The organism is Xanthomonas sp. 3058 (assembly GCF_014199765.1).
In the GTDB taxonomy this organism is placed as follows: Bacteria; Pseudomonadota; Gammaproteobacteria; order Xanthomonadales; family Xanthomonadaceae; genus Xanthomonas; species Xanthomonas campestris_B.
Map to the genome: position 1 here is coordinate 204860 of NZ_JACHOF010000004.1, position 26537 is coordinate 231396.

At 65.0% G+C, this 26537-nt stretch carries 23 protein-coding genes; 15 read left to right on the forward strand and 8 right to left on the reverse strand.

Features of this window, described 5'->3' with window-relative positions; genetic code table 11:
- Nucleotides 1-21: 21 nt before the first annotated feature.
- From GGR61_RS07975 to GGR61_RS07995, 5 genes are all read right to left on the reverse strand, one after another.
- Nucleotides 22-309, reverse strand: coding sequence for a RebB family R body protein (locus tag GGR61_RS07975; RefSeq protein WP_184621058.1), 288 nt, complete (start codon nt 307-309; stop codon nt 22-24).
- A gap of 936 nt (nt 310-1245) precedes the next feature.
- Nucleotides 1246-2310, reverse strand: a complete 1065-nt coding sequence (gene hemE / locus GGR61_RS07980) for a uroporphyrinogen decarboxylase (protein WP_184407086.1) — start codon at nt 2308-2310, stop codon at nt 1246-1248.
- Nucleotides 2311-2318: 8 nt separating this feature from the next.
- Entirely contained in the window at nt 2319-2570 is a 252-nt protein-coding gene (locus GGR61_RS07985) for a WGR domain-containing protein (RefSeq protein ID WP_184407085.1), read from the reverse strand.
- Between the two features lie 375 nt (nt 2571-2945).
- Nucleotides 2946-4058 (reverse strand): 3-dehydroquinate synthase, encoded by a 1113-nt coding sequence (gene aroB, locus GGR61_RS07990; protein WP_184621059.1) that lies wholly within the window; start codon nt 4056-4058, stop codon nt 2946-2948.
- Nucleotides 4055-4597 (reverse strand): shikimate kinase, encoded by a 543-nt coding sequence (locus tag GGR61_RS07995; RefSeq protein WP_184407083.1) that lies wholly within the window; start codon nt 4595-4597, stop codon nt 4055-4057. Before GGR61_RS07995 ends, aroB begins: the two co-directional genes overlap by 4 nt.
- Before the next feature lie 204 nt (nt 4598-4801).
- On the opposite strand from GGR61_RS07995, the gene pdxH reads away from it, so the two are divergent.
- The 9 genes from pdxH (at nt 4802) to GGR61_RS08040 (ending at nt 11144) form a co-directional block, all read left to right on the forward strand.
- Nucleotides 4802-5401 (forward strand): pyridoxamine 5'-phosphate oxidase, encoded by a 600-nt coding sequence (pdxH, locus tag GGR61_RS08000; RefSeq protein WP_184621060.1) that lies wholly within the window; start codon nt 4802-4804, stop codon nt 5399-5401.
- 20 nt (nt 5402-5421) lie between these two features.
- Nucleotides 5422-5853 (forward strand): aminoglycoside 6'-N-acetyltransferase, encoded by a 432-nt coding sequence (gene aac(6') / locus GGR61_RS08005; RefSeq protein WP_184621159.1) that lies wholly within the window; start codon nt 5422-5424, stop codon nt 5851-5853.
- Between the two features lie 111 nt (nt 5854-5964).
- Nucleotides 5965-6381, forward strand: coding sequence for a YjfI family protein (locus GGR61_RS08010; protein WP_005995044.1), 417 nt, complete (start codon nt 5965-5967; stop codon nt 6379-6381).
- A 12-nt stretch (nt 6382-6393) separates the two neighbouring features.
- On the forward strand, nt 6394-7164 hold the full coding sequence (locus tag GGR61_RS08015) for a PspA/IM30 family protein (RefSeq protein WP_184407081.1): 771 nt from the start codon (nt 6394-6396) through the stop codon (nt 7162-7164).
- Nucleotides 7165-7189: 25 nt separating this feature from the next.
- Complete coding sequence (locus tag GGR61_RS08020) at nt 7190-8272, forward strand: ion channel (protein ID WP_184621061.1); 1083 nt, start codon at nt 7190-7192, stop codon at nt 8270-8272.
- Entirely contained in the window at nt 8269-8946 is a 678-nt protein-coding gene (locus GGR61_RS08025) for a YjfK family protein (protein WP_184621062.1), read from the forward strand. Before GGR61_RS08020 ends, GGR61_RS08025 begins: the two co-directional genes overlap by 4 nt.
- 37 nt (nt 8947-8983) lie before the next feature.
- On the forward strand, nt 8984-9388 hold the full coding sequence (locus GGR61_RS08030) for a DUF350 domain-containing protein (protein WP_184621063.1): 405 nt from the start codon (nt 8984-8986) through the stop codon (nt 9386-9388).
- A gap of 12 nt (nt 9389-9400) precedes the next feature.
- A complete protein-coding gene (locus tag GGR61_RS08035) occupies nt 9401-9976 on the forward strand; it encodes a DUF1190 domain-containing protein (RefSeq protein ID WP_184621064.1) in 576 nt (191 codons plus the stop codon).
- A 1-nt stretch (nt 9977) separates the two neighbouring features.
- Nucleotides 9978-11144 (forward strand): glutathionylspermidine synthase family protein, encoded by a 1167-nt coding sequence (locus GGR61_RS08040; protein WP_184407076.1) that lies wholly within the window; start codon nt 9978-9980, stop codon nt 11142-11144.
- 552 nt (nt 11145-11696) lie between these two features.
- Here GGR61_RS08040 and GGR61_RS08045 read toward each other — a convergent pair.
- Nucleotides 11697-13067, reverse strand: a complete 1371-nt coding sequence (locus tag GGR61_RS08045) for an MFS transporter (protein ID WP_184621065.1) — start codon at nt 13065-13067, stop codon at nt 11697-11699.
- Nucleotides 13068-13166: 99 nt separating this feature from the next.
- On the opposite strand from GGR61_RS08045, the gene soxR reads away from it, so the two are divergent.
- The 6 genes from soxR (at nt 13167) to GGR61_RS08075 (ending at nt 23612) form a co-directional block, all read left to right on the forward strand.
- Entirely contained in the window at nt 13167-13613 is a 447-nt protein-coding gene (gene soxR, locus GGR61_RS08050; RefSeq protein WP_184621160.1) for a redox-sensitive transcriptional activator SoxR, read from the forward strand.
- 220 nt (nt 13614-13833) lie between these two features.
- Nucleotides 13834-15825, forward strand: a complete 1992-nt coding sequence (locus GGR61_RS08055) for a M1 family metallopeptidase (protein ID WP_184621066.1) — start codon at nt 13834-13836, stop codon at nt 15823-15825.
- A 789-nt stretch (nt 15826-16614) separates the two neighbouring features.
- Nucleotides 16615-19770: a TonB-dependent receptor gene (locus GGR61_RS08060; protein ID WP_184621067.1), complete on the forward strand. Its 3156-nt coding sequence runs from the start codon at nt 16615-16617 to the stop codon at nt 19768-19770.
- Between the two features lie 326 nt (nt 19771-20096).
- A complete protein-coding gene (locus GGR61_RS08065) occupies nt 20097-20861 on the forward strand; it encodes a SapC family protein (RefSeq protein WP_184621068.1) in 765 nt (254 codons plus the stop codon).
- Between the two features lie 3 nt (nt 20862-20864).
- The gene (locus GGR61_RS08070; RefSeq protein ID WP_184621069.1) at nt 20865-21911 is read left to right on the forward strand and encodes a cupin-like domain-containing protein; all 1047 of its coding nucleotides are present in this window, start codon (nt 20865-20867) and stop codon (nt 21909-21911) included.
- A gap of 183 nt (nt 21912-22094) precedes the next feature.
- Nucleotides 22095-23612 (forward strand): tryptophan halogenase family protein, encoded by a 1518-nt coding sequence (locus tag GGR61_RS08075; protein ID WP_184621070.1) that lies wholly within the window; start codon nt 22095-22097, stop codon nt 23610-23612.
- Nucleotides 23613-23751: 139 nt separating this feature from the next.
- On the opposite strand, the gene GGR61_RS08080 is transcribed toward GGR61_RS08075, so the two are convergent.
- A complete protein-coding gene (locus GGR61_RS08080) occupies nt 23752-24771 on the reverse strand; it encodes an MBL fold metallo-hydrolase (RefSeq protein WP_184621071.1) in 1020 nt (339 codons plus the stop codon).
- Nucleotides 24772-24858: 87 nt separating this feature from the next.
- Entirely contained in the window at nt 24859-26256 is a 1398-nt protein-coding gene (locus tag GGR61_RS08085) for a trypsin-like peptidase domain-containing protein (RefSeq protein ID WP_184407066.1), read from the reverse strand.
- Nucleotides 26257-26537 lie beyond the last annotated feature (281 nt).

A 26537-nucleotide genomic window follows, 5' to 3' on the forward strand; every position in this document is an offset into this window, starting at 1 on the left:
CCAGGGGTCAATGCGGTTGGCTCAGCCCAGGCCCTTCACGCCGGTGCTCAGAATCTGCTTGGTCGCCACGCCGGTGGTGGCAGTGTCGATGGAATACAGCGTCGCCACGCCCATCGTGGTGGCCGACTGCGCGGTGACGTAACTCTGCTGCTGTGCGTTGGTCGCGTTGTGCGCTGCGTTGGCCAGCGCCTGTGCGGTGGCCTGGTAGAGGTTGCCCATGGCAATGGCCGGGGCATCGCCCAACACTTTGGTATTGGCCTGGGTAACAGAGTCGGTGATTTGGTCGTTGACGGACGTCGGAAATGCCATGTCTCGCTCCTTGGGTCATGCGGATGATGTGGAAGGCTCGGTCGAACGCAACGGTGTCACGGCCAGGTCGATCGCTCGTTCCGCCAGGGAACTTGCGGGGTTGGCACCGCATCACCGTGAACAGACGATAAGGCGATATCGCGCCGGAGAATTGGTGTAAATAACGGTAATGCCGGTTTTATCGACGGAGAACAGATCGGCGATTACGGTCGCCATGTGGATGCCTGCGATCTTTTTGGTCAATGCGGTGCATCTGCGCATGAATCGCAACGTGATTGACCAAAAACCAGGGCGGGATCGATGATGTCCGGATCTTGATCCCACCGTGCAGATCGCAGCGATTACGCTCGTGTCCGCTTGTCGTTACGGCGATGGATGCGCCGCCGTGTTGGTGTGGTCGTCTCCGGTTGCGAACGCAAGCGGTAACCGAACTCCACTAGGGGAGTTTCTGTCTGGCGTCTGGTGTGCGAGCCGAATCGCGATCGCGTGGGTCGTCAATGGCCGGCGTTTTCTTCGCCGTTTTCAATAACCGCGGGCAACGGCGTTTCATGCCTGGTAGAGAGACACGATTGATTGCAGGCGCGATCAATTCTGCGACCCAGCAGCATGCGGCTTCGGTTGGAAGAGCGATAACGCGGGTTGCGCATGGCGTGGCCTGTGCGCCATCAAGCCGCGTCGCGATCGCAGCAAGATGAAAGGACGGCAACTGTGCAGGCCGTTATCGCGGTGGCGCGGCATCGCATGCGCGGGCGCGTGGCCGATCTTCGGTTATCGATGCCGTGGTCGAATGCACACGGTATCGTGCGGGTCGGTGATTGAATACATCGCGGTCTGCCGCAGCGGCCGGCCAGGTCAACTGGCTCCACGCATTCCAATATGGATCATCGACCCTTCGCGCGATCGACAGCGCCGATGCGCTGTCCATCGCGCGGTGCATCACCGCTTGCTCAGCGTCTGCACGGCGTCGACCAGCACGCCGACATGGTCCGGATTCATGTCCGGCGACATGCCGTGGCCGAGGTTGAAGACGTGGCCTTCGCGCGAGCCGCCATTGCCTTGTGCGTAGCTGTCCAGGGTCTTGCCGACTTCGGCGCGGATCGCGTCGGGCGAGCCGTACAAGGTGGCCGGATCCAGGTTGCCCTGCAGCGCGACGCGGCCACCGGCGCGCTCGGCGGCGTCGGCCAGCGAGATGGTCCAGTCCACCCCCACCGCATCGGCGCCACTGGCCGCCAACTCGCTCACGTAGGCGCCGTTGCCCTTGCCGAACAGCACCAGCGGGGTGCGCTGCGCGCCGTCGCCGCGTTCCAGCTCGCGTGCGATGCGGGTGAGATAGGGCAGCGAGAATTCGCGGTACATCGCCGGCGACAACACGCCGCCCCAGGTGTCGAACACCTGCAGCGCCTGCGCGCCGGCCGCGCGTTGCGCCGACAGATACGCGATCACCGCATCGGTGACAGTGCTGAGCAGGTGATGCAGCACCTCCGGCGCGTTGAAGGCCATGGCCTTGATGCGCGCGTATTCCTTGCTGCCGCCGCCTTCGATCATGTAGCAGGCCAGCGTCCACGGACTGCCGGAGAAACCGATCAACGGCACCGCGCCATCGAGCTCGCGGCGGATCAGCCGCACCGCATCCATCACGTAGCGCAGCTCGGTTTCCATGTCCGGCACGCCCAGCCGATGGATCGCGGCCGCATCGCGCACCGGATGGCGGAACTTGGGGCCTTCGCCTTCGACGAAGTACAGCTCCAGGCCCATCGCATCGGGAATGGTCAGGATGTCGGAGAACAGGATCGCCGCGTCCAACGGAAAGCGCTGCAGTGGCTGCAACGTCACTTCACAGGCGATCTCGGGGTTCTTGGCCATGCCCAGGAAGCTGCCGGCGCGCGCGCGGGTGGCGCGGTATTCGGGCAGATAGCGGCCGGCTTGGCGCATCAGCCACACAGGCGTGCGGTCTACGGGCTCGCGGCGCAGGGCACGCAACAGGCGATCGTTCTTGAGCATGGGGGTCCTCAGCGCGGCGCGTCGGCGCCGCTGGTGATGAGTTGGAAGCCGCGTTTGATGTGGGTATCGCGCGCCTTCTCGAAGGCACGGTCCGCTTCCTCCTGCTGCAGGTACTGGTCCCGCCGCAGTTGCGTGCGTCCACCGATCTGGCCGCTTTCGCGCAGCAACTCCCAGCCACCGAACAGGTCCGGTTGCAGGGTCAGCTGGACGTAGCGGAGCGGTTCGTTGCCGCCCGGATCGTGTTGCAGGAGGATGCGCATGGCGCCGATTGTAGCCGGGCGGTGCTGAAGGCTGGGGAGAGTCGGAATTCGGACGTGGAGACGGCCAGTTGCAGCGTGACCGGACCGGCCGCGCAGCTGCGAACGGTGCTAGGTCTTCGGGATGCTGGGGCGTGCTGGGGCAAGCACGGTGGGTGCCAGCGCGCGCCCGGCCGATCCAACCCGAGCATGTCGCGGCATCCGGTTTGCCGTGCAACCTGCGCGTTAAGCGGTTGGCGGGCAATGCGTCCAACGCCGTGATGCAGCGTCGCCATCTCGCTGGCGCTCACCAGCGCAGGTTCCCGCTGCCGGGGGCTTCAGTCACGCGATCTCCGCTGCATCCACGACCCGGCAGTATCCCGAGCCGCCGTGGACGACTCAGCGCGCCAGAATCCCCAGCACGGCGGCTTCGTCCACATCGGGCACCACTTCGGCCTTGCCGATGCCGCGCCACAACACCAGGCGCAAGCGGCCGGCGATGTTCTTCTTGTCCAGGCGCATGCGCCCCAGCAAGGCGTCGGGCGAGAGGCCGGGCGGGATCTCGGTGGGCAGGTCGAAGTCGTGCAGCAGGGCGCGCAGCGCGTCGGTGTCCTGCGCATCGCTCATGCCCAATGCGGCCGACAGCCGGGCCGCCAGCACCATGCCCACCGCCACCGCTTCGCCGTGGTTGAGGTTGTCGTTGCCCGGTGCGCCGTAGCCTTGTTCGGTCTCGATCGCGTGGCCGAAGGTGTGGCCCAGGTTGAGCAGCGCGCGCTCGCCTTTTTCCAGTGGGTCGCGCGCCACGATCTCGGCCTTGTGCTCGCAGCTGCGCGCAATCGCCTGTGCCAATGCAGCAGCATCGCCATCGAGCAGGGCGCGGCGTTCGGCATGCAGCCACTGGAAGAACAACGGGTCGCGGATGGCGCCGTACTTGATCACTTCGGCCAGGCCGGCACGCAGCTCGCGTGCGGGCAGGGTGCCCAAGGTGTCGGTGTCGGCGATCACCGCACGTGGTGGATGGAACGCGCCCACCAGATTCTTGCCCTGCGGGATATCCACCGCCGTCTTGCCGCCGACCGACGAATCCACCATCGCCAGCAGGCTGGTGGGCAACTGCACGCAGTCCACGCCACGCATCCAGCACGCGGCCGCGAACCCGGCCAGGTCGCCGACCACGCCGCCGCCGAGCGCGAACACGCAGGCATCGCGGGTGGCGCCCAATTCGGCCAGCGCGGCGATCGCAGCACCGAAATTGTCCAGCGTCTTGGACGCTTCGCCGGCCGCGATCACCAGCTCGCCCAGCTGCAGGTCCGGGCGCGCCTGCAGCAGTGCGCTGCGCACGCCGGCCGCGTAGTGCGGGGCGACCTGCGAGTCGCTGAGCAGCAGCACGTGGCGGCCGCGCACATGGCTGGCCAGACGCGCGCCGTCGGCCAGCAGGCCGGGCGCGATGGTGATGGTGTAAGGCTGCGCGCCGTCGACATCGACGCTGCGCGAGGAACGTGAAAGTGTCATGCGGGGGGACTCGACATGCGCCATTGCGCGGCCAGACGCAGCACCAGCTGCGCGGTCGCCTCGGCGGGGGAAAGGTGATCGGTTTCCAGCCTGAGGTCGGCGACCTCCTGGTACAGCGGGGTGCGCTGCGCTGCCATCGCGTGCAGGACTTGTTCGCGGTCGGCGCGCTGCAACAGCGGACGATTGCGGTCGCGCGCCAGCCGGGTCAGCTGCGCCGGCACGCTCACGTGCAGGTACACCACGAACCCGCGCTCGCGGATGCGCTGGCGGTTGAGTGGATCCAGCACCGCGCCGCCACCGGTGGAGATCAGCTTGTTGTCCTGCTCCAGCAATGCCCGCAAGGTTGCGAGCTCGTGCTGCCGAAACCGTGCTTCGCCGTGCTGTTCGAAGATCGCCGGGATGCTGCTGCCGACCTGCTCGACGATGGCCTGATCCACGTCGACGAACTCCAACCCGAAGCGCTCGGCCAGGCGGCGGCCGATGCAGCTTTTTCCGGCGCCCATCGGGCCGACCATCACGAGATTGGGAGCGGGGTTCATTCGCACGGATCGTAGCATTCACGCCCGCGCATCGGGCCGCTCTGTGCGGCCGGATCGATCCCGGCAGCACGCGTGTCTGCCGCATCCGCTCACATCACACGGCCTGCCGGCGCGCAGCATGCGCATGCTGCGACAACACGGACATAGGCGAAGCGCGCGCGATGCGCCCACAATAGGCACCAATCTTGCCACCCGCGCACCGCCATGACCGACCTGTACGCAGAAGCTCTTGCCACCTTCACCGCGCTGTACGCCGAGGCCCACGACAGCGCCGAACTCGAAGCCAGCGCGATGACCGTGGCCACTGCCAATGTGGATGGCCGGCCGAGCGCACGCACCGTGTTGCTCAAGGCCTTCGATGCGCGCGGATTCGTGTTCTACACCCATCTGGACAGCGCCAAGGGCCGCGACCTGCAGACCCACCCGCAGGCGGCATTGCTGTTTCTGTGGCGCAGCCTGCGCGAGGCCGGGATCCAGGTACGCATCGAAGGGGGCGTGCAACTGGTGAGCGCGGACGAAGCCGATGCCTATTTCGCCTCGCGCCCGCGCATGAGCCAGATCGGCGCCTGGGCCTCGCTGCAGTCGCAGACGCTGGGCTCGCGCGAGGAGTTCGATGCGGCGATCGCCAAGGTCGAAGCCACCTTCGACGGGCGCGAGGTGCCGCGCCCGGATGGCTGGAGCGGGTTCCGGGTGGTGCCGCAGGCGTTCGAGTTCTGGTACGGCGCCAAGTTCCGCCTGCACGAGCGCTGGCGCTACGAGGCCGATGCGGCCAGCCGCTGGAGCAAGCGGATGCTGTATCCGTGAGCGCGCAGGCCGGCTGGCGGGTGCGCGCGGCGGTCGGTACCGATGCACGGGCCTTGCTGGCCTTGCGCCTGGCCTTGTGGCCGGATGCCGACGATGGCCTGGACGAGCTGCAGTCCGCGCTGGCGCAATCAGAGGCCCGCTACCTGGTGGTGGTGGACGATGCGGATGCGGCGCTGGGGTTTGCCGAGGTCTCGGTGCGCCACGAATACGTCAATGGCACCGACAGCACGCCGGTGGGCTTTCTGGAAGGGTGGTATGTGATTCCGGCCTGGCGCGGCCGCGGTCTCGGTCGTGCGCTGGTTGCCGCGGCGGCCGAGTGGACCCGGGATCAGGGCTGCGTGGAGCTGGCCTCCGATGCGCGGCTGGAAGACAGCGGCGCCCAGGCGGCGCATGCGGCGTGCGGTTTCGAGCCAACTGAACGGGTGGTCTGCTTCCGCCTGCAGCTTGCCTGACCAGCTGACTTCGGGCCCTTTCTGCCGGTCGCAAACAGTCTGTAGTATGTCCGCCCATTGCACGACTCTTGCTGCATCACATCGCTCCATGACCAAAGGACAGGACATCCTATGACGCAGTACACCACTGTCGAATTGCACGGCCTGCTGGCCGAGCGCTACCGCGACCAGCCGATCGAGGTCGAGTTGATCGACGGCCTGGAGCCGGCCATCAACCTCACCCTGGCCGACCATGGCGACATGCAGATCCAGGTTGCGGCCTCCGGCTCGCAGGTGTTCGTGTCCACGCTGCTGGCCAATGCCGACCAGGTCAGCGATCGGGCGGCCTTCAACGATGCCTGCCTACGGCTCAATCCGCTCAATCCCTTGTCCAACCTGGGCCTGGTCCAGGTCGATGGCAAGGATAGCTATGTGGTCTTCGGCGAACTGTCGGCGTCGTCCACGCTCGACCAGATCGACGAGGAAATCCAGACCCTGGCGGCCAATACGCTGGATGCCGCCGAATCTCTCAAGCCGTTCTTTTCCTAAAGGCGTGTTGCCATGAGTATTTTTTCCAAGCTGATCACGCTGCTGCGTGGCACTGCACACGAAACCGGCCAGAAGGCCGTTGACGCCAATGCGCTGCGCATCCTGGACCAGGAAATGCGCGATGCCGGCGCCCAGCTCACGCGCTCGCGCGAAGAGCTGACCAAGCTGATGGCGCAGAGCAAGCTCGCCCAGCAGAAGATCGACGCGCGCGCCGGCAAGATGGCCGAATACACGCGCTATATCGAAGGTGCGCTGGCCAAGGGCGACGAATCGCTGGCCCACGATGTGGCGACCAAACTGGCCGCGCTGGAAAGCGAGGACGCTGGCGACAAGGCCTCCAAGACCTCGCTCGACCAGTCGGTGGTGACGCTCAAGGCCACCATCCAGAAGACCGAGAACCAGCTGCGCGGCATGCGCCAGCAGATCGATACGGTCAAGGCCACCGACGCGGTGCAGAAGGCGCAGGCGGCGATTGCCGCTCGCCATTCGGGCGCCAGCAGCAAGATGGGCTCGGCGCTGGAATCGCTGGAGCGCATCAAGGCGCGTCAGGCCGAAACCTCCGCACGCATCGAATCGGCCGAAGAACTGGAAGCGTCCAGCGGCGACGGCGATCTCAATCGGCGTCTGGCTGCGGCCGGCCTGATGGAAGGCGAGTCCAACGCCGCCGCCGTGCTGGCGCGCTTCAAGAAGCCGGCCCAGCTCGGTCACGACAACGCTGGCGGCAGCGCACCGCTGATCGGCCAGGTGCGCGACGTGCAGCAGGTTCCACGCAGCGACAGCTGATCCACCGCACGGCACAGGACGCGCCATGATCATTGTCGGAAAGCTGTTCCGGGTGTTGCGACGCCACGTGCGCCGCGTCAGCTGGGGCATGGTGGCGCTGGCCCTGCTGGCGCACATGGGGCTGAGCTGGCTGTTGTTGCTGCTGGCCGGCGAGCACAAGCTCGTCGGCCTGGACGCGTTTCCGTACTACTACATGACCACCGCCACCACCATCGGCTACGGCGACCTGTCGCCGGGCTCGGTGGCCGGGCGCTATATCGCCGCGTTCGTGTTGATGCCGGGCGCAGTGGCGTTGTTCGCCACGGTGCTGGCCAAGACCAGCGGCGTGCTCATCACTTTCTGGAGGCGCCACCACATGGGCAAGATGGCTTACGCCGACCTGCGCGGGCATACCATCCTGATCGGTTGGCAGGGCGCCGCCTCCACCCGCTTGCTGGAGCTGTTGCTGTCCGACACCGCCACCGACGACGAAGGCGTGGTGCTGATCGCCGAGGGCGTGGCCGAGAACCCGATGCCCGACCACATGCGCTTCATCGCCGCCGAGTCGTACACCCATACCGAGGTGTACCTGCGTGCCGGCATCGCAGGCGCGGCGCGGGTGATCGTCAACCCGCCGTCGGACGACCAGACATTGGCCGCAGTCTTCGCGTTGATGGCGCATGCGCCGCGTGCGCATGTGGTGGCGCATTTCGACTCGGGCAGCGCCGCGCGCCTGGTCAACTGCCACTATCCGGCGATCGAATGCACACGACCGATGACTGCCGAGATCCTGGCGCGCGCTGCGCAGGATCCGGGCAGCGCGGCGATCACCGCCGAGCTGCTGTCGGTGGATGACGGCCCCACCCAGTTCAGCCTGATGGTTCCGGCCGATGCGATGCCGCTGGATTACAGCCTGCTGGCTGCGGATTTCAGTCAGCGGGGCGCCTTGCTGTTGGGCCTGCGCGCCCCCGATGGCGCGTTACGGCTGAACCCGCCCGCACACACCGCAGTGGCCGCCGGTGCCATGCTGTATTACCTGGCCGAGCAGCGCGTGCCGGTGCACGCCATCGCATGGCAGGCCCTGCGCCCAGCGGCTGCTTCCATTCCTACATCGCCACGAGGTGCATGACGATGAGTTTTTTCAGCAAGTTGTTCGGTCAACCACAGCCGCCGCCGCTGCCCACCACCGGTAGCGGCGCGATCGGCCACACGCTGCCGCTGGGCCTGCGCGTCGGTGGTCAGGTGGAGATCGACACCACCTTGTACCGCATGGCGCCGGATGCCATGACTGCCGAGTTGCCGGGCGGAAATCAGGGCATCCCGTGCTACGGCCACGTCAATCTGGGCGATGGCTATTCGCTGCATCGGTTCTATCTGGATGACGATGCGTTCTTGCAGGTCACCACGGTCGGCGGCGATCTGGAGGCGATGAAGGCGTTCGTGTATTGCGAGACGGTGAACCCGCCGAGCAAGCAGGCCTTCCAGGAGTTCGTGATGCAGCACCCGCATCTGGGCGCGGCGCAGATCGAGTACGCCGGCAAGCGCTGGGAGCGCGCCACCCAATCCACCGACGACAGTGCGCGCATCCCGCCGATCGCCTACGACGAGGTGCTGTACCGCTATCAGCCGCCGCGCCGCGATGGCGACCTGACCCATTACGCCATGCTCTATAGCCGCGATGTGCCGGCGTTGCAGCGCGAAGAGTTCCTGCTGGTCACCGGTGAGGATTCCGGCCCCAACGAATTCTGCGTCACCTATGCGGTCGGCATCGATGTCACCGTCGCCGATCTGGATATCACCTGAGCGTGCGCGCTCGTCTTCCCCTTACCCTGGTCCTGCCATGAACCCGATCAACCTGCAAAGTTTTCTCGCGTTTGTTTCCTACTTCGGTACCGGCCTGGGCGTGTTGATCGTCTCGGTGGTACTGGTGACCCTGGTCACCCCGCACAAGGATTTCACCCTGCTGCGGCAGGGCAATGTGGCGGCCGCCACCGCGCTGGCCGGCAATTTGATCGGCGTGGCCTTGCCGCTGCATTCGGCCATCACCCACTCGGTGAGCCTGATCGATGCGCTGATCTGGGGCGTGGTCGCCTGCGGCATCCAGGTGGTGGCGTATCTGCTGGCCAATCTGGTGGCCGGGCGCATCTCGCGGCAGATCACCGACAACGTCGCCGCCGCCGGCATCTTTTCGGCTGGTGTCTCGATCGCGGTCGGGCTGATCAATGCCGCAGCGATCACGCCGTAACGGAGCGCAGGCATGAAGCGATCACGCAATCTCAAACTCACCCTGATGGCCGCATTGCCGGCCGCGCTGGTTACCGGTTGCGGTTCCGAACCGGAAACGGGTGTGGTGCTGCAATCGGCCTCCGACTGCTACAAGATCAAGCAGGAACAGACCGATATCCAGCAATGCCTCAAGGCCTACGACGAGGCGGTGACCAAGCACCAGCAGGCAGCCCCGCGCTTCAATACGCGTTACGAGTGCGACGAGCAGTTCGGCAGTTGTACGGCGGTGCAGACGGCGCAGGGCCAGCAGAGCTGGATCCCGCCGATGGGCGGTTTTCTGCTGGGCTACGCACTGGGCAACATGAGCGGTGGCGGCGGCTATCGCTATGGCGGCTCGATCCCGCTGTACCGCGATTACCGCAGCGGTGGGTATTACAAGCCCAACGGCGATCTGGCCAGCAACCGCATCGGCACCGTGCGCGGCCGCAGCGGTGCGATCGACATGCCGACGCGCGCGATCACCGTGTCGCGCTCGGGTTTCGGCTCCAGTGCGGCGGCGCGCAGCTCGTTCGGCAGCGGCGGGCGCAGTTCCGGATTCGGCGGCTGACATGCAACGCATCGCAATTGCCGAACGGCCGGATTGGCGCGCGCAGGCCGAGTCGCTCGGTTTCCATTTTCACACCATCGACGGCGAGCCGTACTGGGACGAAAGCGCGTACTACGCGTTTTCGCTGCAGCAGATCGAAGACGACATCGAAGCGCCCACGCAAGACCTGCACGACATGGCGATGCAGTTGGTGGACGAGGTGGTGGGCTCCGAACAGCTGATGACGCAGCTGGCGATTCCGCCGTTCTATTGGGACTGGATCGCCAATTCGTGGAAGAACCGCGACCCGCATCTGTATGGCCGCATGGACCTGGCGTACTCCGGCAACGGCCCGGCCAAGTTGTACGAGCTCAATTACGACACGCCGACGTCGCTGTACGAGTCGGCGTATTTCCAGTGGTTGTGGCTGGAGCAGCAGATTGCCGCCGGTGCGTTGCCCAAGGGCACCGATCAGTACAACCTGATCCAGGATCTGCTGTGCGAGACCCTGGGCGCGTTGGCGGTGGATGGCGCGATCGGTGCGCAGATGCATTTTTCGGCGGTACGCGATTCGCTGGAAGATCGCGCCACGGTGCGTTACCTGCGCGACTGCGCACATCAGGTGGGCATCAGCACCGAAGAAGTGGCCATCGAAGACATCGGCCTCAGTGCCGAGGGCTGGTTCACCGATGAGCAGGATCGGGTGATCCAGACCCTGTTCAAGCTCTACCCGCTGGAATTCATGATGGAAGAGCGCTTCGGCCCGGCGCTGTGCGCCAACCGCGTGCGCCTGATCGAGCCGGCGTGGAAATCGGTATTGAGCAACAAGGGCATCCTGCCGCTGCTGTGGGAACGGCATCAGGGCCATCCCAACCTGTTGCCTGCGCGGTTTGCGCAAGCCGGCGAGGCGCCGACGGCAGGCTGGGTGCGCAAGCCGCTGCTGTCGCGCGAGGGCGCCAACATTTCGCTGGTGACCGCACAAGGCGACGCCGCGCAGACCGATGGGCCGTATATGGATGGACCGGCGATCCTGCAGGCACATCATCCGTTGCCGGTGTTCGACGGCCGGCATGCCCTGGTGGGCAGCTGGGTGGTGGCCGATCGCCCCGCCGGTTTGGGTATGCGCGACGACGACGGCCCGATCACCCGCGACACTTCGCGCTTCGTGCCACACGTCATCGTCGGGTGATCCGGTGCTGAGCATGCATCGCCACTGTGAGGTGGCGGTGCTGCGCGTCGGGTCGAATGCTGGTGGTGACGGCATGCCTCGAGCAGAGGCATGCATGCGGCGGCAGGCGTTGTGCCATCAGCCAGACGGATGTGCGGCGATGCGGCTTATCGCGTCGCACACGCTGACGTTGCGCGCAAGCCCTGCAGTGCCTGCCAAGCTGCGCAGGTTTTCCACACCCCCTGTGGATGGACGCTGCACAAGGCTGTGGACAAGTGCGTACAGGCCCCGGCCCGCAACGCTGTCAAGATGGGTGGCGAAAAAATGACCAGTCGCTGGCGAGTTAGGTTTTTCATTCCCTGCCAGAGTGATCCCGACAGGATCGGCAAAGCGCCTGGCACGTTCATCGGTGCGCTGTGCTGGCCGGCAGCGTGCGACCGATGCGTGACGTGCCGAGCGAGGCGCCGGTGTGCACCGTGCAATCGCGGCAGCGGTTGCGTGCGATGCAGATCGGTTGGCCCGCCTCCATGGTCAGCGCTTCGCTGCATCGCTGGCTGGACGCCGCGCCAGCCATCACACCCGACGCGCCACGCAAAAGCTCGCCGCCGTCAGCAGCCAGGCCAGTGCGAACACGCTCAGGTACGCGGCGACCGTCGCCGATGTCAGCAGCGCGGCGAACAACGCACCGGCCAGCGCCAGCGCGGCGGCCACCGCAATCGCTTCGCTCAACTGCAGCGCCGAGCTGTTGGCACCCTGTTGCGCGGGCGGCGACAGCGACAACATCAACACCGACAGGCTCGGATACAGCAGCCCCATCCCCAGGCCGGTCAGCGCCCAACCCGTCATCGCCACTGGCACCGGAATCGCCGGCCACACCGCGCCGGCGCTGATCACGATGCCCAACGACATCAACAGCGCGCCGGTCTTGAGCAGGCGTGGGCGCGACCAGCCAGCACGGCTATGGCCCTGGTACCACGAACCGCTGAACCAGCCCAGCGCACCGACGCTCAGCGCGACCCCGGCCAGTAATGGCGACAGCCCGCGTTCGCGCGACAGCAGCAGCGGCAGAAACGCCTCGAAACCGAAGAACGCCGCCGCCGCGATGCCGCGCAGCGCGATCACGCTGGGCAGGCCGCGGGCAAGCCGCAGCGTGCCGGCCGGCAGCAGGCGCCAGGCGCAGAACACCGTGAGCAACAGCGCTGGCGTCATCGCCAACAACGCGAACATTCCCTGCAATTGTCCGCCCAGATACACGCCGAGCACGCCGATCGCCGCGCCGATCGCCCAGCCCAATGCCGCAGTGGAGTCGCCGGGTGCCGCGCTCGACCACGCCCGCCCGCGGATTGCCGGCCACAGCATCAGCCCGGCCGGAATGGCCAGCAGCGGCACCGACAGAAACACCCAGCGCCATCCCGCGTGCTGCACGATCAACCCGCTGATGCCCGGCCCGATCAACGAGGGCACCACCCAGCCGGCCGAGAACGCGGCGAACACGCGCGGTTGCAAGGCTGCCGGATACAGCTGGCCGACGATCACGTACAGCGCCACCGAGTACGCGCCGGCGCCGAGTCCTTGCAGCAAGCGGCCGGCGATCAGCAGCGGCATGCTCGGCGCCAGCCCGGCAACCAACAGGCCGATCACGAAACACACCAGCCCTGCGGCCAGCGCGCCACCCGGGCCGCGACGATCACTCCAGTGCCCCGCAGCGGTCATGCCCACCACACTGGTCGCCAGCGTGCCGCCAAACGCCAGCGCATACAGCGACAACCCGTTCAATTCGCGTGCCACGGTCGGCATGGCGGCGGCAACTGCCAGCGATTCGAAAGCGTTGAGCGACACCAGTGCCACCATGCCCAGCGTCGCGGCGCGATAGGGAGCGGCGAGGATGGACGTGGGGTGCGTGTGGCGATTGGCTGTAGCGGGCGAGGCGGTATCGGCGGGCATCGAATATCCAGAAACTGAAGTGTGCAGGCCATGGCGACAGTGCTTGCACCGGTCATGGCAGCGCAGCATCCTGCCTCAACCAAGGTTGAGGTCAAGGCAATGCAGCGTGAGTTGTCCGTGGGTGAAGTGGCCAGGCGCAGCGGCGTGGCGGTGTCGGCGCTGCATTTTTACGAGCGCAAAGGCTTGATCCACAGCCTGCGCACGGCGGGCAATCAACGCCGCTATGCGCGCGATGTGCTGCGACGCATTGCGGTCATCCGCGTGGCGCAACGGCTGGGTGTACCGCTGCAGCAGGTGCTCGATGCGTTCTCGGTATTGCCGGACCAGCGCACCCCCACGCGCGCGGAGTGGGCGCGCATGTCGGCGCGCTGGCGCGGTCAACTGGACGCACGTATCGCCGAGCTGCAGGCCTTGCGCGATCAGCTCACCGACTGCATCGGCTGCGGTTGCCTGTCGCTGCGGCGTTGTCGCTTGAGCAATCCAGACGACACGCTGGCCGAGGGTGGAGATGGCCCGATGCGACTGGCACGGCTTGCCGCCGACTGACGGCGTCGGCCGGGCAGCGGCGTCGCTTTCGGGCGAGCGTGGACGGGCCAGCAGCCTGGCGCTCTGGCCCACGCCCGCAGCGGTTGCGCTGCGAGGCGTCTCAAGCCGGCGTGCCCGGCATCGGGCGATACCTGAACGCCCCAACCGGGACCAATGGCAGTGCCACGGCAGGCGAAGGCAACCGTAGGATGGGCATCCCCTCCGCCGCAGGATCTCCCCCATGTTCCCCAGCTTGCGTCGCTCGCTCACCATTGCGCTGTCGCTGGCGTGCGTCACCTCGTATGCGCAGGCCGCGCCGGCAAAAAGCCCGCCAGGTGCCAACGCCGCGTTCGATCCGCTGGCCCTGTTCGCCCCGCTGCAATTGCCCGATGCACCCAGTGCCTACCGCAGCGGTAGCGGCGTGCCCGGCCCGCTGTTCTGGCAGAACCGTGCCGACTACACCCTCAACGCCAGTATCGATCCGGCCAGCCATACGCTCACCGGCGAGGCGGCGATCCGTTACACCAACCACAGCCCGGACACGCTGGACGTGTTGTGGTTGCAGCTGGATCAGAATATCTACCGCACCGATGCGCGCGCTGCCGCCAGCCGGCCGTCGCGGCGCACCCAGTTCACTGAGGGCATGCAGATCGCCAGTGTCGAGATCGACACCGGTGGCCGCCGCCAGCCCGCGCACTTTGTCGTCGACGACACCCGCATGCGGGTGGACCTGCCGCAGCCGCTGCCCGGGCAGGGCAAGGCGCTCACCGTGCATATCCGCTACCGCTACACGATTCCGGGCACCTGGGGCGGCCGTACGGCGTTCAGTGCCAGCAAGCAGGGCGAGATCTACGAGATCGCGCAGTGGTATCCGCGCATGGCGGTCTACGACGATCTGCGTGGCTGGGACACGCAGCCGTATCTGGGCTCGGAGTTCTATCTGGAATACGGTGATTTCGACTATGCGGTGACCGTGCCGGAGGGCTTTCTGGTCGCCGGTTCCGGCGCGCTGACCAACCCGTCCGAGGTGCTCAGCCGCGCCGAGCAGCAACGTCTGGAACAGGCGCGTGAGAGCGATCGCACCGTCCTGATCCGCACCCCCGATGAAGTGACCGCGCGTGCTGCCAAGCCGGCGGGAGCCGGCACGCGCACCTGGCGCTTCCATATGGAACACACGCGCGATGTTGCGTTTGCCGCCTCGCCTGCGTTCGTCTGGGACGCCGCGCGCATCAAGCTGCCCGGCGGCAAGCAGTCGCTGGCGATGTCGGTGTATCCGGTCGAAGGCGTGGGCGCGGACAAGTGGAACCGCTCCACCGAATACGTCAAAGGCGCGATCGAGCATTTTTCGCAGTGGTACCCCTATCCATGGCCGGCGGCGGTCAACCTGGGTGGGTATGGCGCGGGCATGGAGTATCCGGGCATCGTCTTCGATGGCTTTGAAGATGGCGGCAAGGATCTGTTCTGGATCACCGCGCACGAGATCGGCCACACCTGGTTCCCGATGATCGTCGGCTCCAACGAGCGCCGGCATGCGTTCATGGATGAAGGCTTCAACACCTTCATCGACGTGTATGCATCGGACGCCTTCAACAAGGGCGAATACGCGCCCAAGCGCGATTCGGAATATGCGCCCAAGGGCGGCAACCCGGTCGATGAAATCCTGCCGTTGCTGGCCGATACCAGCGCGCCGACGTTGATGGACAATGCCGATTCCACCAGCGAGAAGTACCGCCATTCACTGACCTATTTCAAAGGCGCATTGGGGCTGGTGCTGTTGCGCGAGCAGATCCTCGGGCCGGAACGCTTCGATCCGGCCTTCCGCAAATACATCGCCACCTGGGCCTACAAACATCCCACGCCGTCGGATTTCTTCAGGCTGATGGAAAGCGAAAGCGGCGAGGATCTCGCATGGTGGTGGCGCGGCTGGTATCTCAATAACTGGCAGCTGGACATGGGAATCAGCGAGGCGCATTACATCGATCACAATCCTGCCAAGGGCGTACAGCTCACGCTGCGCAGCCGGCAGAAACTGGTGATGCCGGTGACCGTGCGCGTGGACCTGGCCGACGGCAGTCATCTGGATCGCCGTGTGCCGGTGGAGACGTGGCTGCAGAGCACCGCGCCCACGTTGACGCTGCCGACCACGCAGAAGGTGCTGCACGTCACGCTGGACCCGGACCATGTGTTGCCCGATGCGCAACGCAGCGACAACCGACTGGATGTGATCGGCTAGCTGTTGCCGATGCAATCATCCGCGCCGCCATGGCGCGGATGCGACGGGCACGATGTGCCAGGCTGGAGCGCAAAAGCGCGCAATCGATTGCAACGGTTGCGCGCTTTTTTGTTGTGGCCAGTGCGAGCGACGTACTCGACAACCGCAGCGCATGTGCCCGTCTCCGGCTTGGGGATGATGGCGTTGCAGTGTTGCCATCGCGACCTTGCATCGCATGTGCTGTTCCGTCACTGCGAGAGTTTGCGCAACTTTTCAACGCCGCCTTCGTGCAGCCTTGCGATTGCGCGCGCGGGAAAGGGGGATGCCGCATCACCGCAGGCATCGGCTGATAACGCTTACAGCCACGGTGCATCTGCATTTACCTTGCAGGCTCAAGCGCGCGCGCTGTTTTGTGCTGTCGCGTGGCATTGCGTGTTTGTTGCAACGCACGGTGACAAGCACTGGCACGCATGACTAGGCTGCGCCCCGTGTTAGCGCTATCAGTCTTGAAACGGTTGCTGGCACTGGCTTGAGCGAGTGGTCGCGTAGCAGCGTTGGTCGCAGGCGTGCCGCTTGAAAGGTCGGTACGCAGGTGTTGCATGGGTTGTGGCTCAGGCCGGGTTCGTCTGCAACCCGGCACGCATGGTCGGCATCAGGGGGATGGCCGCGTGCATCACACGCGGGGAATCAGATGCAGTGCTGCAGAGAGATAAGCGCACGTGGCGGATCAAGTCGCGTAGCCAAACAATCGCCGTGTCGCATCCCGCGACGGCGGCCGTGGGTGTTGACTCCAGACCCGAGGATAGATCGATGCGTCGTACGTTGAGCAGTTTGAAGTCGAAGGCCATGTTTACCTTCGTCGGTGGCCTGTTGGTCATCAACCCTGCATTTGCGCAGGACGTGCCCGCGCGGCAGGTCGCAACGCCGCAGTCCGCTACCGACGCCACCACGCTCGATGCGGTCAATGTCACCGGCATCCGTAGCAGCCTGGATCAGTCGATGGGCATCAAGCGCGATGCAGCCGGCGTGGTGGATGCGATCAGTGCCGAGGACATCGGTAAATTTCCCGATACCAATCTGGCAGAGTCGCTGCAACGCATCACCGGTATTTCGATCGAACGCCGCGACGGCGAAGGTGCACAGGTCACCGCACGCGGTTTCGGCCCGCAGTTCAACACCGTCACGCTCAATGGTCGTCTGATTCCTGGTGCCGATGCGTTCGGTGCGCCGGGCCAGACGCCGATCGGTGGCGTGGACGTGGGCACGCGCGCGTTCAACTTCGCCCAGCTCGCCTCCGAAGCCATCACCGGCATCGAGGTCTACAAGACCAGCCGCGCCACCGCGCCCAGCGGCGGCATCGGCGCCACCATCAACATCCAGACCGACAAGCCGTTCAATCACTCCGGGGTGGTCGCCAATGCCGGCGCCAAGATGGTCTCCGACCGGTCGCAGCCGTTCGGCGATTCGCTCACGCCTGAGGTGTCGGGCATTTTCAGCTATACCAATCCCGACAAGACCTTCGGTATCGGCTTGAGCGGCAGCTACCAGAAGCGGCACGGCGGCTCGGTGCAGGCCACCGAAAACGCCTGGAATATCCAGCGCTGGACCGGCACCGATCCGGCGCTACGGCCGGATGCGGTGGTGACCAACGCACCGGCGATCGGCCAGCTGTACGGCATGCCCAACGATCTGCGCTACGCATTCGCCGACTTCCAGCGCGAGCGCATGAATGGCCAGGCGGTGATGCAGTTCGCGCCGAGCGACAGCCTCACCCTGACCCTGGACTACACCTATTCGTCCAATGAAATCCGCGAGGAGCGCGGTGAGCAGGGGATCTGGCTGCAACGCGCCAACAGCTTCACCGATCTGACCTTCGACACCGGCCAGGCGGTGGCCACGCCGGTGTATCTGCGCGACGTGCCCAACGGCGCCAAGGACTTCGGCATGGAGCAGCAGCGCAACGAGCAGAAGTACACGCTCGGCTCGCTAGGCTTCAATGCCGACTGGCAAGTGAGCGATCGTTTCCAGCTCTCGTTCGACGCGCACAACTCCAAAACCAAGAGCATGCCCAACGACCCGGTCACCGGCGGCAGTGCCACCTATTTCAGTTTCGCCGGCACCAACAACTGCACCAACGGCCCGTCCTGTAACGGTCAGTGGGGGCAGGAACTGTGGTTCAACAACTCGCTGCCGATCGGGTCACGCACCTGGTATCCCACCGCCGCCGATTCGTTGGCCGGCACCAACGGCGTGGTCAACCCGGATTTCACTCCCGCCGAGCTCGGCTCGCAGGTGTTGCGCATCTACTACCAATCGCAGGTGACCGAAATCAAGGAAGGGCGCGTGGATGGCACCTTCGACTTCGATGACGGGCGCTTCCAGTTCGGTGTAAGCACGGCCAATACCACCATGAACCGGCTCACCAGCGACACCAATTCCACGCTCGGCGACTGGGGTGTGACCAATGCCGGCAACGAGCCGGGCATGCAGGCGTTGTTGCGGCCGGTGAGCATCACCGGCATGTTCAAGGACTTCAACGCCAACGGTGCCGCGCCCAATGCGTGGCGTGGCGATGCCGATCAGCTCGCACTCTGGGGCGGAAGCCAGTACGGTGCCACCACGCGCTACAACCCGCAGTACAGCGCCAACAACCAGGTGGAAGAAAAGACCCGCGCCGCCTACGTGCAGCTGGAATTGAAGGGCGACATCTCCGGCATGACCACCAATACGCGGCTGGGGTTGCGCTACGAGCGTACCGATGTGGAGTCCACCTCGCAGGTGGCCACGCCCACCGGGCTGCTCTGGCAGGCCAACAACGACTTCCTGCTGGAGCGCTCCGGCCAGCAGCAACCCTTCAGCGAGAAGACCAGCTACAACTACATCCTGCCCAATCTCGACTTCAGCATCGACATCACCGACCAGTTGAAGGGCCGCGCGTCGTTCGGCCAGACCATTGCGCGTGCGCCCTACAACAACCTCATCGCAGGCCCGACGCCGAATACGCCCAATGGCTCGATCCTGATCAATCCATCCAACCGTGCCGGCGGCGATTCGCAGAATCCGCAACTGGACCCGCTGGAATCGGACAACCTCGATCTGGCGCTGGAGTGGTATTTCGCCGACGCCAGCTACGTGTCGGCCACGTTCTGGAACAAGCGCGTCAGCAACTTCATCGGCAACACGGTCTCGCGCGAATCGCTGTACGGGCTGCGCGATCCCACCTCCGGCCCGGACGCACAATCGGCGCTGGCCTTCCTGCAGAGCGGTGCCTGTGCTGCGCAGGTGGGGGCGTCGGGCAACGACGTCGCGGCGGCATGCTCGGCCAACGACACCTCGCTGTTCGCCGCGATGGCGTTGCTGCGCAACGCCGCTGCCACCGGCGGCCTGGCTGCCTATAACGGCAGTTCTGCGCAGAGCCTTGCACTGGAGAGCGCCTACGACATCGTCGGCAATACGTCCGACCCGCTGTATCAGTTCGACGTGTCACGGCCGATCAACCAGAACAAGGCCAACATCCACGGCTGGGAACTGGGCGGGCAGTACTTCTTCGGCAGCAGCGGTTTCGGTATCTACGCCAACTACACCATCGTCGAAGGCGATGTGGGTTTCGACAACACCGTGATCGATCGGGATCAGTTCGCATTGCTCGGCCTGAGCGACACCGCCAATGCCATGCTGATGTACGAAAAGTACGGCTGGAGCGCGCGTCTGGCCTGGAACTGGCGCGACGAGTATCTGATCGCCGCCAACCAGGACAATTCCAACCGCAATCCCTACTACGTCGAGGCCTACCAGCAGTGGGATCTCAGTGTCAGCTACGCCTTCAGCAAGCAACTATCGGTGGGGTTTGAGGCAATCAATCTGACTGGCGAAGACGTGCGTTGGCACGGGCGCTCGGACAAGCAGGTCATCCGCCTGATCGACCAGCAACCGCGTTACACGTTGGGCGTGCGCTACGTGTTCTAGGGGATCGGTGTGCTGCATATCGATGCGGCCGCTGTCCTGGACGGCGGCCGCGACCGTATTGCCGAGGCGCATGCCCACGCGTCCTTGTCGTGGCCGCCACCGTGCGCAGAGCCGCGCGTGCATGCGAAAGTGCGGCTAGCCTCATATTGGCAGGGTGCGCATAGCGGCACCGGTGTCTGCAGCCCTGCAGTGCATGCTGCTTTGCCGCTTGCCCGCCTGCGGCTTTTTGGCAATGCTGGTCTCCGGCTAGCGCAGCATGCCGCCGCATGATCGGCTCACACCCACGCAATGCGGTCGTCCGTCGCGGATCACTGCTGGAGGTTCAGATGACGCGATACGCAGTGCTCAACAACGTGGCCCATCACGATCTTCGCGTCATCCTGCGCTTCGGCGCCGAGTTCGGCGATGCGCTCGGCCTGGTGCCGGCCTTCGTCACCGAGTACGCCGAATTGCAGCGTGAGTATCCGTTGTTCTTTCGCAAGGATCCTGCAACTGCCGGCTACCAGTCGGTGGCGTTGCTGGGCTTTGCCCAGGATGAAAATCTGTTCCTGCATGACGGGCGCTGGAATGCCAGCTACCTGCCGGGCATCGTGGCCAAGGGGCCATTTCTGATCGGTTTTCAGGAGCAGCACGTCGATGGCGTACTGGTGCAGGAGCCGGTGATCCATGTCGATCTGGAGCACCCGCGCGTAAGCCGGGACGAAGGCGAGGCGGTGTTTTTGCCGCAGGGCGGCCACAGCCCCTATCTGGAGCACATCATCGGTGTGCTGCGCGGCATCCGCGACGGCGTGGAGGCCGGTCAGGCGATGGCCGCTGCCTTCGATGCGCTCGGGCTGATCCAGCCCATGCAGCTGGATGTCATGCTGGATGCAACCCATGCCACGCAGCTGGAAGGTCTGTTCGTCATCGACCGCGAGCGGCTTGCCGCGCTCGATGCGCAAGCGTTGCAGCAGTTGCATCAGGCCGGCTATCTGGAAGCCGCATTCCTGATGCTGGCCTCGCTGCACAATGTGCGCCGGTTGATGGCCGAGAAACAACGCCGCTTGCAGCAGCAGGCACAGCGCACGCCTGCCGCCGCCGCATACGCCTGACCGATGACGGCGAGCGCATCCATGGCGTCACTGCCGGCAATCGCCGCGATTGCCGAGCGCGGCGATTGCCAGCCTGACGCATTGCCGCTTGCCGAACTCTGCGAGGCGGCCGTGCCGGTGGTGCTGCGCGGCATCGCACGCGACTGGTCGCTGGTGCAGGCAGGGCGTCGTAGCCCGGACGAGGCGATGGCGCTGCTGCGCACGCACGACAGCGGACGTATCCTGCAGTTCTCCTATGGTGCCCCGACCATCGCCGGCCGCCCGTTCTATACCGACGATTGCACGGCGTTGAACTTCGATGTGCAGCGCGGCAGCCTGAGCATGTTGCTGGATGCCATCGCCAGCCATCGCGATGACCCGCAGCCGCCCACGTATTACCTGGCTTCGTTGCCGGTCGACGACAGCTTGCCGGGTTTGCGTGCGGCCAATGCGCTCGACGTGGTGGCTGATGGCAACGCGGTGCAGCCCAGCATCTGGATCGGCAATCGTGTCATTGCTTCATGCCACTACGATGCCCCCAATAATCTGGCCTGCTGCGCGGTGGGGCAGCGTCGTTTCACGCTGTTTCCGCCAGGGCAAATCGCCAACCTGTATCCCGGCCCGCTGGAGCCCACTCCGGGCGGGCAGGTGGTGAGCATGGTCGATATCGCCAACCCGGATCTGCAGCGTTATCCGCGTGTGGCCGGCGCGCTGGCACACGCACAGACCGCCGTGCTTGAGCCGGGCGATGCCTTGTTTATTCCCAGCATGTGGTGGCACCACGTGCAGTCGCTGCAGCCGTTCAACGTGCTGGTCAATTATTGGTGGAGCAGCATGCCCGCCCACCTGCCGGCGCCGATGCAGGCGCTGTATCACGCGCTGTGGGCCATCCGCGACCGGCCCGCTTCGGAAAAACAGGCGTGGCAGGCATTGTTCGATTACTACGTGTTCGGTCCTGCCGAGCGTGCCGGCGAACATCTCCCCGAACAGGCGCGGCATGTCTTGGGGCCGATCGATCCCACCCTGGCGCGCCAGCTGCGCGCCATGTTGATCGGCAGGTTGAATCGTTGAGGGCCGGGATCAGCTCGAGCGCGCATCGCCAGCGCACTGCACAGCCGCCGGGCAGGCAAGACGGCTGTCCGGAATCGTTATTTGACGCTCGCTTACTCCGGGTTTTCTGATCGATCTGCAGCCACCTTGCAACCGCTGGCACCGGTTTGTTGGCCGCCCCAACCCTACGCACAGGAGCGCGCAGTGACCCAGGCTCGGATTCGCAAGGTCGTCATCGTCGGCGGCGGTACCGCTGGCTGGATCGCTGCATGTGCGTTGTCGCATCAGTTCCGCGAGTTGCTCGATATCACCCTGGTCGAATCCGAGCAGATCGGCACCGTGGGCGTGGGCGAATCCACCGTGCCGCCGATCCGCAGCTTCCATCGTTTCCTGCAGATCGACGAACAGGAATTCTTGCGTGCAGTGGCCGGCACCTTCAAGTTGTCGATTTCCTTCGAGCATTGGCGTCGCGAGGGAGAGCGCTATCTCCATCCGTTCGGGATCACCGGACAAAGCACGCTGGTCTGCGCCTTCCATCATCTATGGCTGGAAGGTCAGCGTCGCGGCATGCCCGGCACGTTCGGCGATTACTGCCTGGAGACGGCGGCCTCGCGCGTCGACCGTTTTGCCTTGCTGCGCGAGCCTGCGGTCAATTACGCCTATCACCTGGATGCGGCGTTGTACGCGAAATTCCTGCGCGCGCGCAGCGAAGCCTATGGCGTCAAACGCATCGAAGGCAAGATTCAGCAGGTGACGTTGCAGCCCGATAGCGGCGATGTCGCCAGTATGGTGCTGGACGACGGGCAGGTGCTCGAAGGCGATCTGTTTATCGATTGCAGCGGCTTTCGCGGCCTGCTGATCGAACAGGCCCTGCACACCGGCTACGAAGACTGGAGCCACTGGTTGCCGTGCGACCGCGCCGTTGCAGTGCAGACCGAAGCGGTCGGTCCGCCGGTGCCGTATACCCGCGCCATCGCGCATGCCACCGGCTGGCGCTGGCACATCCCGCTGCAACATCGGGTAGGCAACGGGTTGGTATTTTCCAGCCGGCATTTATCCGATGACGAGGCCCATTCCAAGTTGCTGCGCGACGTTGCCGCAACGCCGCTCAAGGAACCGTGGTTGGTACCGTTCCGCACCGGCCGCCGGCTCAAGGCCTGGAACAGGAACGTGGTTTCGCTGGGCCTGGCCAGCGGTTTTATCGAGCCGCTGGAATCCACCAGCATCCATCTCACCATTGCCGCCGTCGTGCGCCTGCTCACCTTGTTCCCGGCAGAAGGTATCGCGCCGTCGCAGGTGGACCTGTTCAACGACATCAGCCGCGCCGAGATGGAACACGTGCGCGACTTCGTCATCCTGCATTACCACGCCACCCAGCGTGACGAACCGCTATGGCAGCAATGCCGCAGCATGGAACTGCCCGCGTCGCTCGCCTTGCGCCTGCGTGCCTGGCGCGAACGTGCGCATGCGTGGCAAGGTGCCGATGAGCTGTTCCGCGTCGATTCCTGGACCCATGTATTGATGGGCCAGGGCATCATGCCGCAGCAGCATCACCCGCTGGCACGCGCCATCTCCGATCGGGACCTGCACCGGCTGCTCGACGGCATCGCACAGCCGATCCGGCATGCGGTGGCGCAGATGCCATCGCAGCAGGCGTTTATCGATGGGTATTGCAAAGCCGGAGCGAGCGTATGGGGGTTGCGCAATCCGGTTGTGGCGTAAAAGGCAAACGGAGATGCAGCGCTGTCGATGTTCATGCAGCGCCTGCTCTGCGCCGTTCGCTCGTGCATGCTCGCTGGTGCACAGGCACATGACGTGACACCGCCGGGATGCGCTGGCATCGGCTCGCCCCGTTGCTTGGCTACAATCGCATCAGATCCTTGCCAACCACAATCGGTCCGGCGTAGTGCTTGCGCGCGCCTTCGCTCCACATCGCATCGGTAATGGTCGGGTCGCCGCCGGGCACGAAGTGATTGAGGACCAGTCGCTTTGCGTTCGCCGCCGTCGCGATCTTGCCCACGTCCTCGCTGGTGGCGTGGCTCTCGAGCAGGTGGTCGAGCAGCGTCGGCGCGCTGTCGTTGGTCTTGAGCATCTTCTCCAGTGCTGGCAGATACATCACCTCATGCACCAGGATGTCGGTGTTCTTCGCGAACGCGGCCAACGCCGGCACGTAGCGCGTGTCGCCGGAGAACACCACGCTGCGGTCGCGTGTATCGAAGCGGTAAGCAAATGCCGGCTTGAGTGTGTAGTGATCGACCAGCGTCGCGGTGACGGTCACCTGATCGTTCTGCAGCACCGTGCCGGGTCGGTCAAATTCGTGTACGTGGATCAGCGGCTTGAACGGCGGGCGGCCTTCTTCGCGGATGCGTGCCTCGATGTCGATGGCATTCATGTCGACAAAGGCGTCGACCATCCTGGCGATACCAGGCGGGCCATACAGATGCACCGGGGTTTGCAGCCCGCTCGCCCACGCCAGCCACACCACGTTGAGCAGGTCGGCGTTGTGATCGGAGTGGTGATGGGTCAGGAAGATATCGCGTAGCGCAGGCAGGCGGATGCCGGCTTTGGCCAGTTGCTGTGCAACACCATTGCCGCAATCGATGAGATACGGTTGCCCGTCGATGACCAAGGCATTGGCGGCTGCGGCGCGCAGCGGCGATGGGGTTGGGCCACCCTTGGTGCCGAGCAGCACCAGCACGCTGCCCTTGGCCGGAAAATTGTCAGGGAAAGGCGCCGGCGGTGCCGGGTCGGCTGGTGAACCTGCTTTCTTCGACTCGACCCGTCGTGCAGCGCCGAGTTGACCTGCCACGGTCAGCGTGCCCGCAGCCAATGCGATGCGCAGCAGCTGCCGACGGGAGCGATGTGGAGAAGCGGCGGACATGAGGCCTCCTGTCGAAAGCGCTCACTGTAAGCCAGGTGCGATCGAACGTGGCAGGCGGTCTACCACCCGCCACGTGCCTTGAACCGCTTACTGGCCCAAGTAGCTGGAGATCGTGGAATACACGTCCGAGAAGCGCGAGTAGTAATCCGGATCTGTTTGCGCGCTGCAGAACGAATAACCGCCATACAGGCCGCCGCGTAGCTGATACGCACCACCGCTGGCGACGGTGAACAGGCCGGAGCCGGACGAGCCACCTTCGGTGACGCCATCGTTCCAGACCACGCGGTACAGCGGGCTCTTGCCGTCCAGGGACGTGCTCAGTGCATTGACGGTGCCCAGCGAATACTTCTTGACGTCGCCCGCCGGGTGGTGGATGCCCACGATCGAGGTGCCGGTGGCGCCGATCGCTGCGCTATTCCAGGCCGCATAGAACGCCCCGCTGGGCGGTGCACTCTTCAGTTCCAGCAAGGCGGTGTCGCGCGTGGTATTGGCATGGCGCAGGAACGCGCCGCCGCTCAATGTCGTTGCCTGCGAGCTCACTGTACTGCCGTTGCAACTGGCTGCATCGTAGAACCAGTAGGTCTGCAGTGTATTGGCAACGGTCTGGGTGCTGATGCAGTGCGCGGCAGTCCAGAACAGATAGCGCTTGGGCGAGTTGCTGTTGTTGAGCAAGGTGCCGGTGCACAGGAACGAGCCCTGGCTGGTGGTGAACACCATACGTGCCACGGCTTTTGTGGCATTGGTGAAACCGGCAGTGGGATTGGCTCGGCAGACGACATCGTTCTGGCATGAGTCGCTTTCGCCGATGGCAATGGTCATCATCTCGCGCGTACTGGCGGTGGGGCTGATGTCCAGATGCGACAGCTGCGGAATGCGCAGACTGAAGTTCTCCGGATACTGGCCGGCCGGCAACGAGATTTCCACCAGCAGCGTCTCACCGCTTACCGTTGGCGACCAGCCGATGTCGTTGTCGCTGGTTGCAAAACTGGCGCCGGATTGCTCGAACACGCGGCCATCGTCGCCGGCAAAACGTAGCGTCACCTTTGACGGGTCGCCTGGCGTTGCGCCGGCGCCACGCAAGATCAACGCTGCGCGCAGCGACGCTGCCTGTGCGGAGCTCACCTGCAGGGTCGCCACCCGCGAACCGTCGCCGGCCATCTGCCAATCGAGGGTTGATAGGTTGATCGCCGGCTTGGCCACGCTACGCGAAAAGCCGATCTGCAAGGGCTGCCCATGCTTGATCTGCGCGATACGGCGCTCGCGCACGCGGCTGATGTCGGTCCTGGTGGGCGCGCTCAGCTGCACCACGCGCGTGGGCAGGATGCCGCCGCGCAAACTTGCTGACTGCAATGTCGCCGCGCCGAGCTTGGCCGCTTGCGGCGCCGTGCCGACCGGCGCTGCGTCCATTTCGGTTGGCGGTGCTGCCAGCGCAGAGCCGGAAACTGCGGAAAACAGGGCCAGATACAACGCATTCTTGCGATTCATGGGTAGTCCTTGTCGTCAGGGAGCGGCAGGTTGCGGCGGGGGCCACAGCCTGCGGGCGCCATCATTGGCGCCGGACGAGACTAGCGAATGTTGATAGCTGAATATGTGCGGAAAATCTCGTTCAGAGGTTGGCAATCAAGAAAGATGCAATCGTGTGTGCAAACATCGATTCACCGCCTCACGCAAGCCGCGTGCTGAGCGGCGCACACCGTGGGCGTCACCTCTGCGGGCCTACATGCAGGCATCTTCGTAACCGATGCCGAAGGCTGGTGATGGATGGC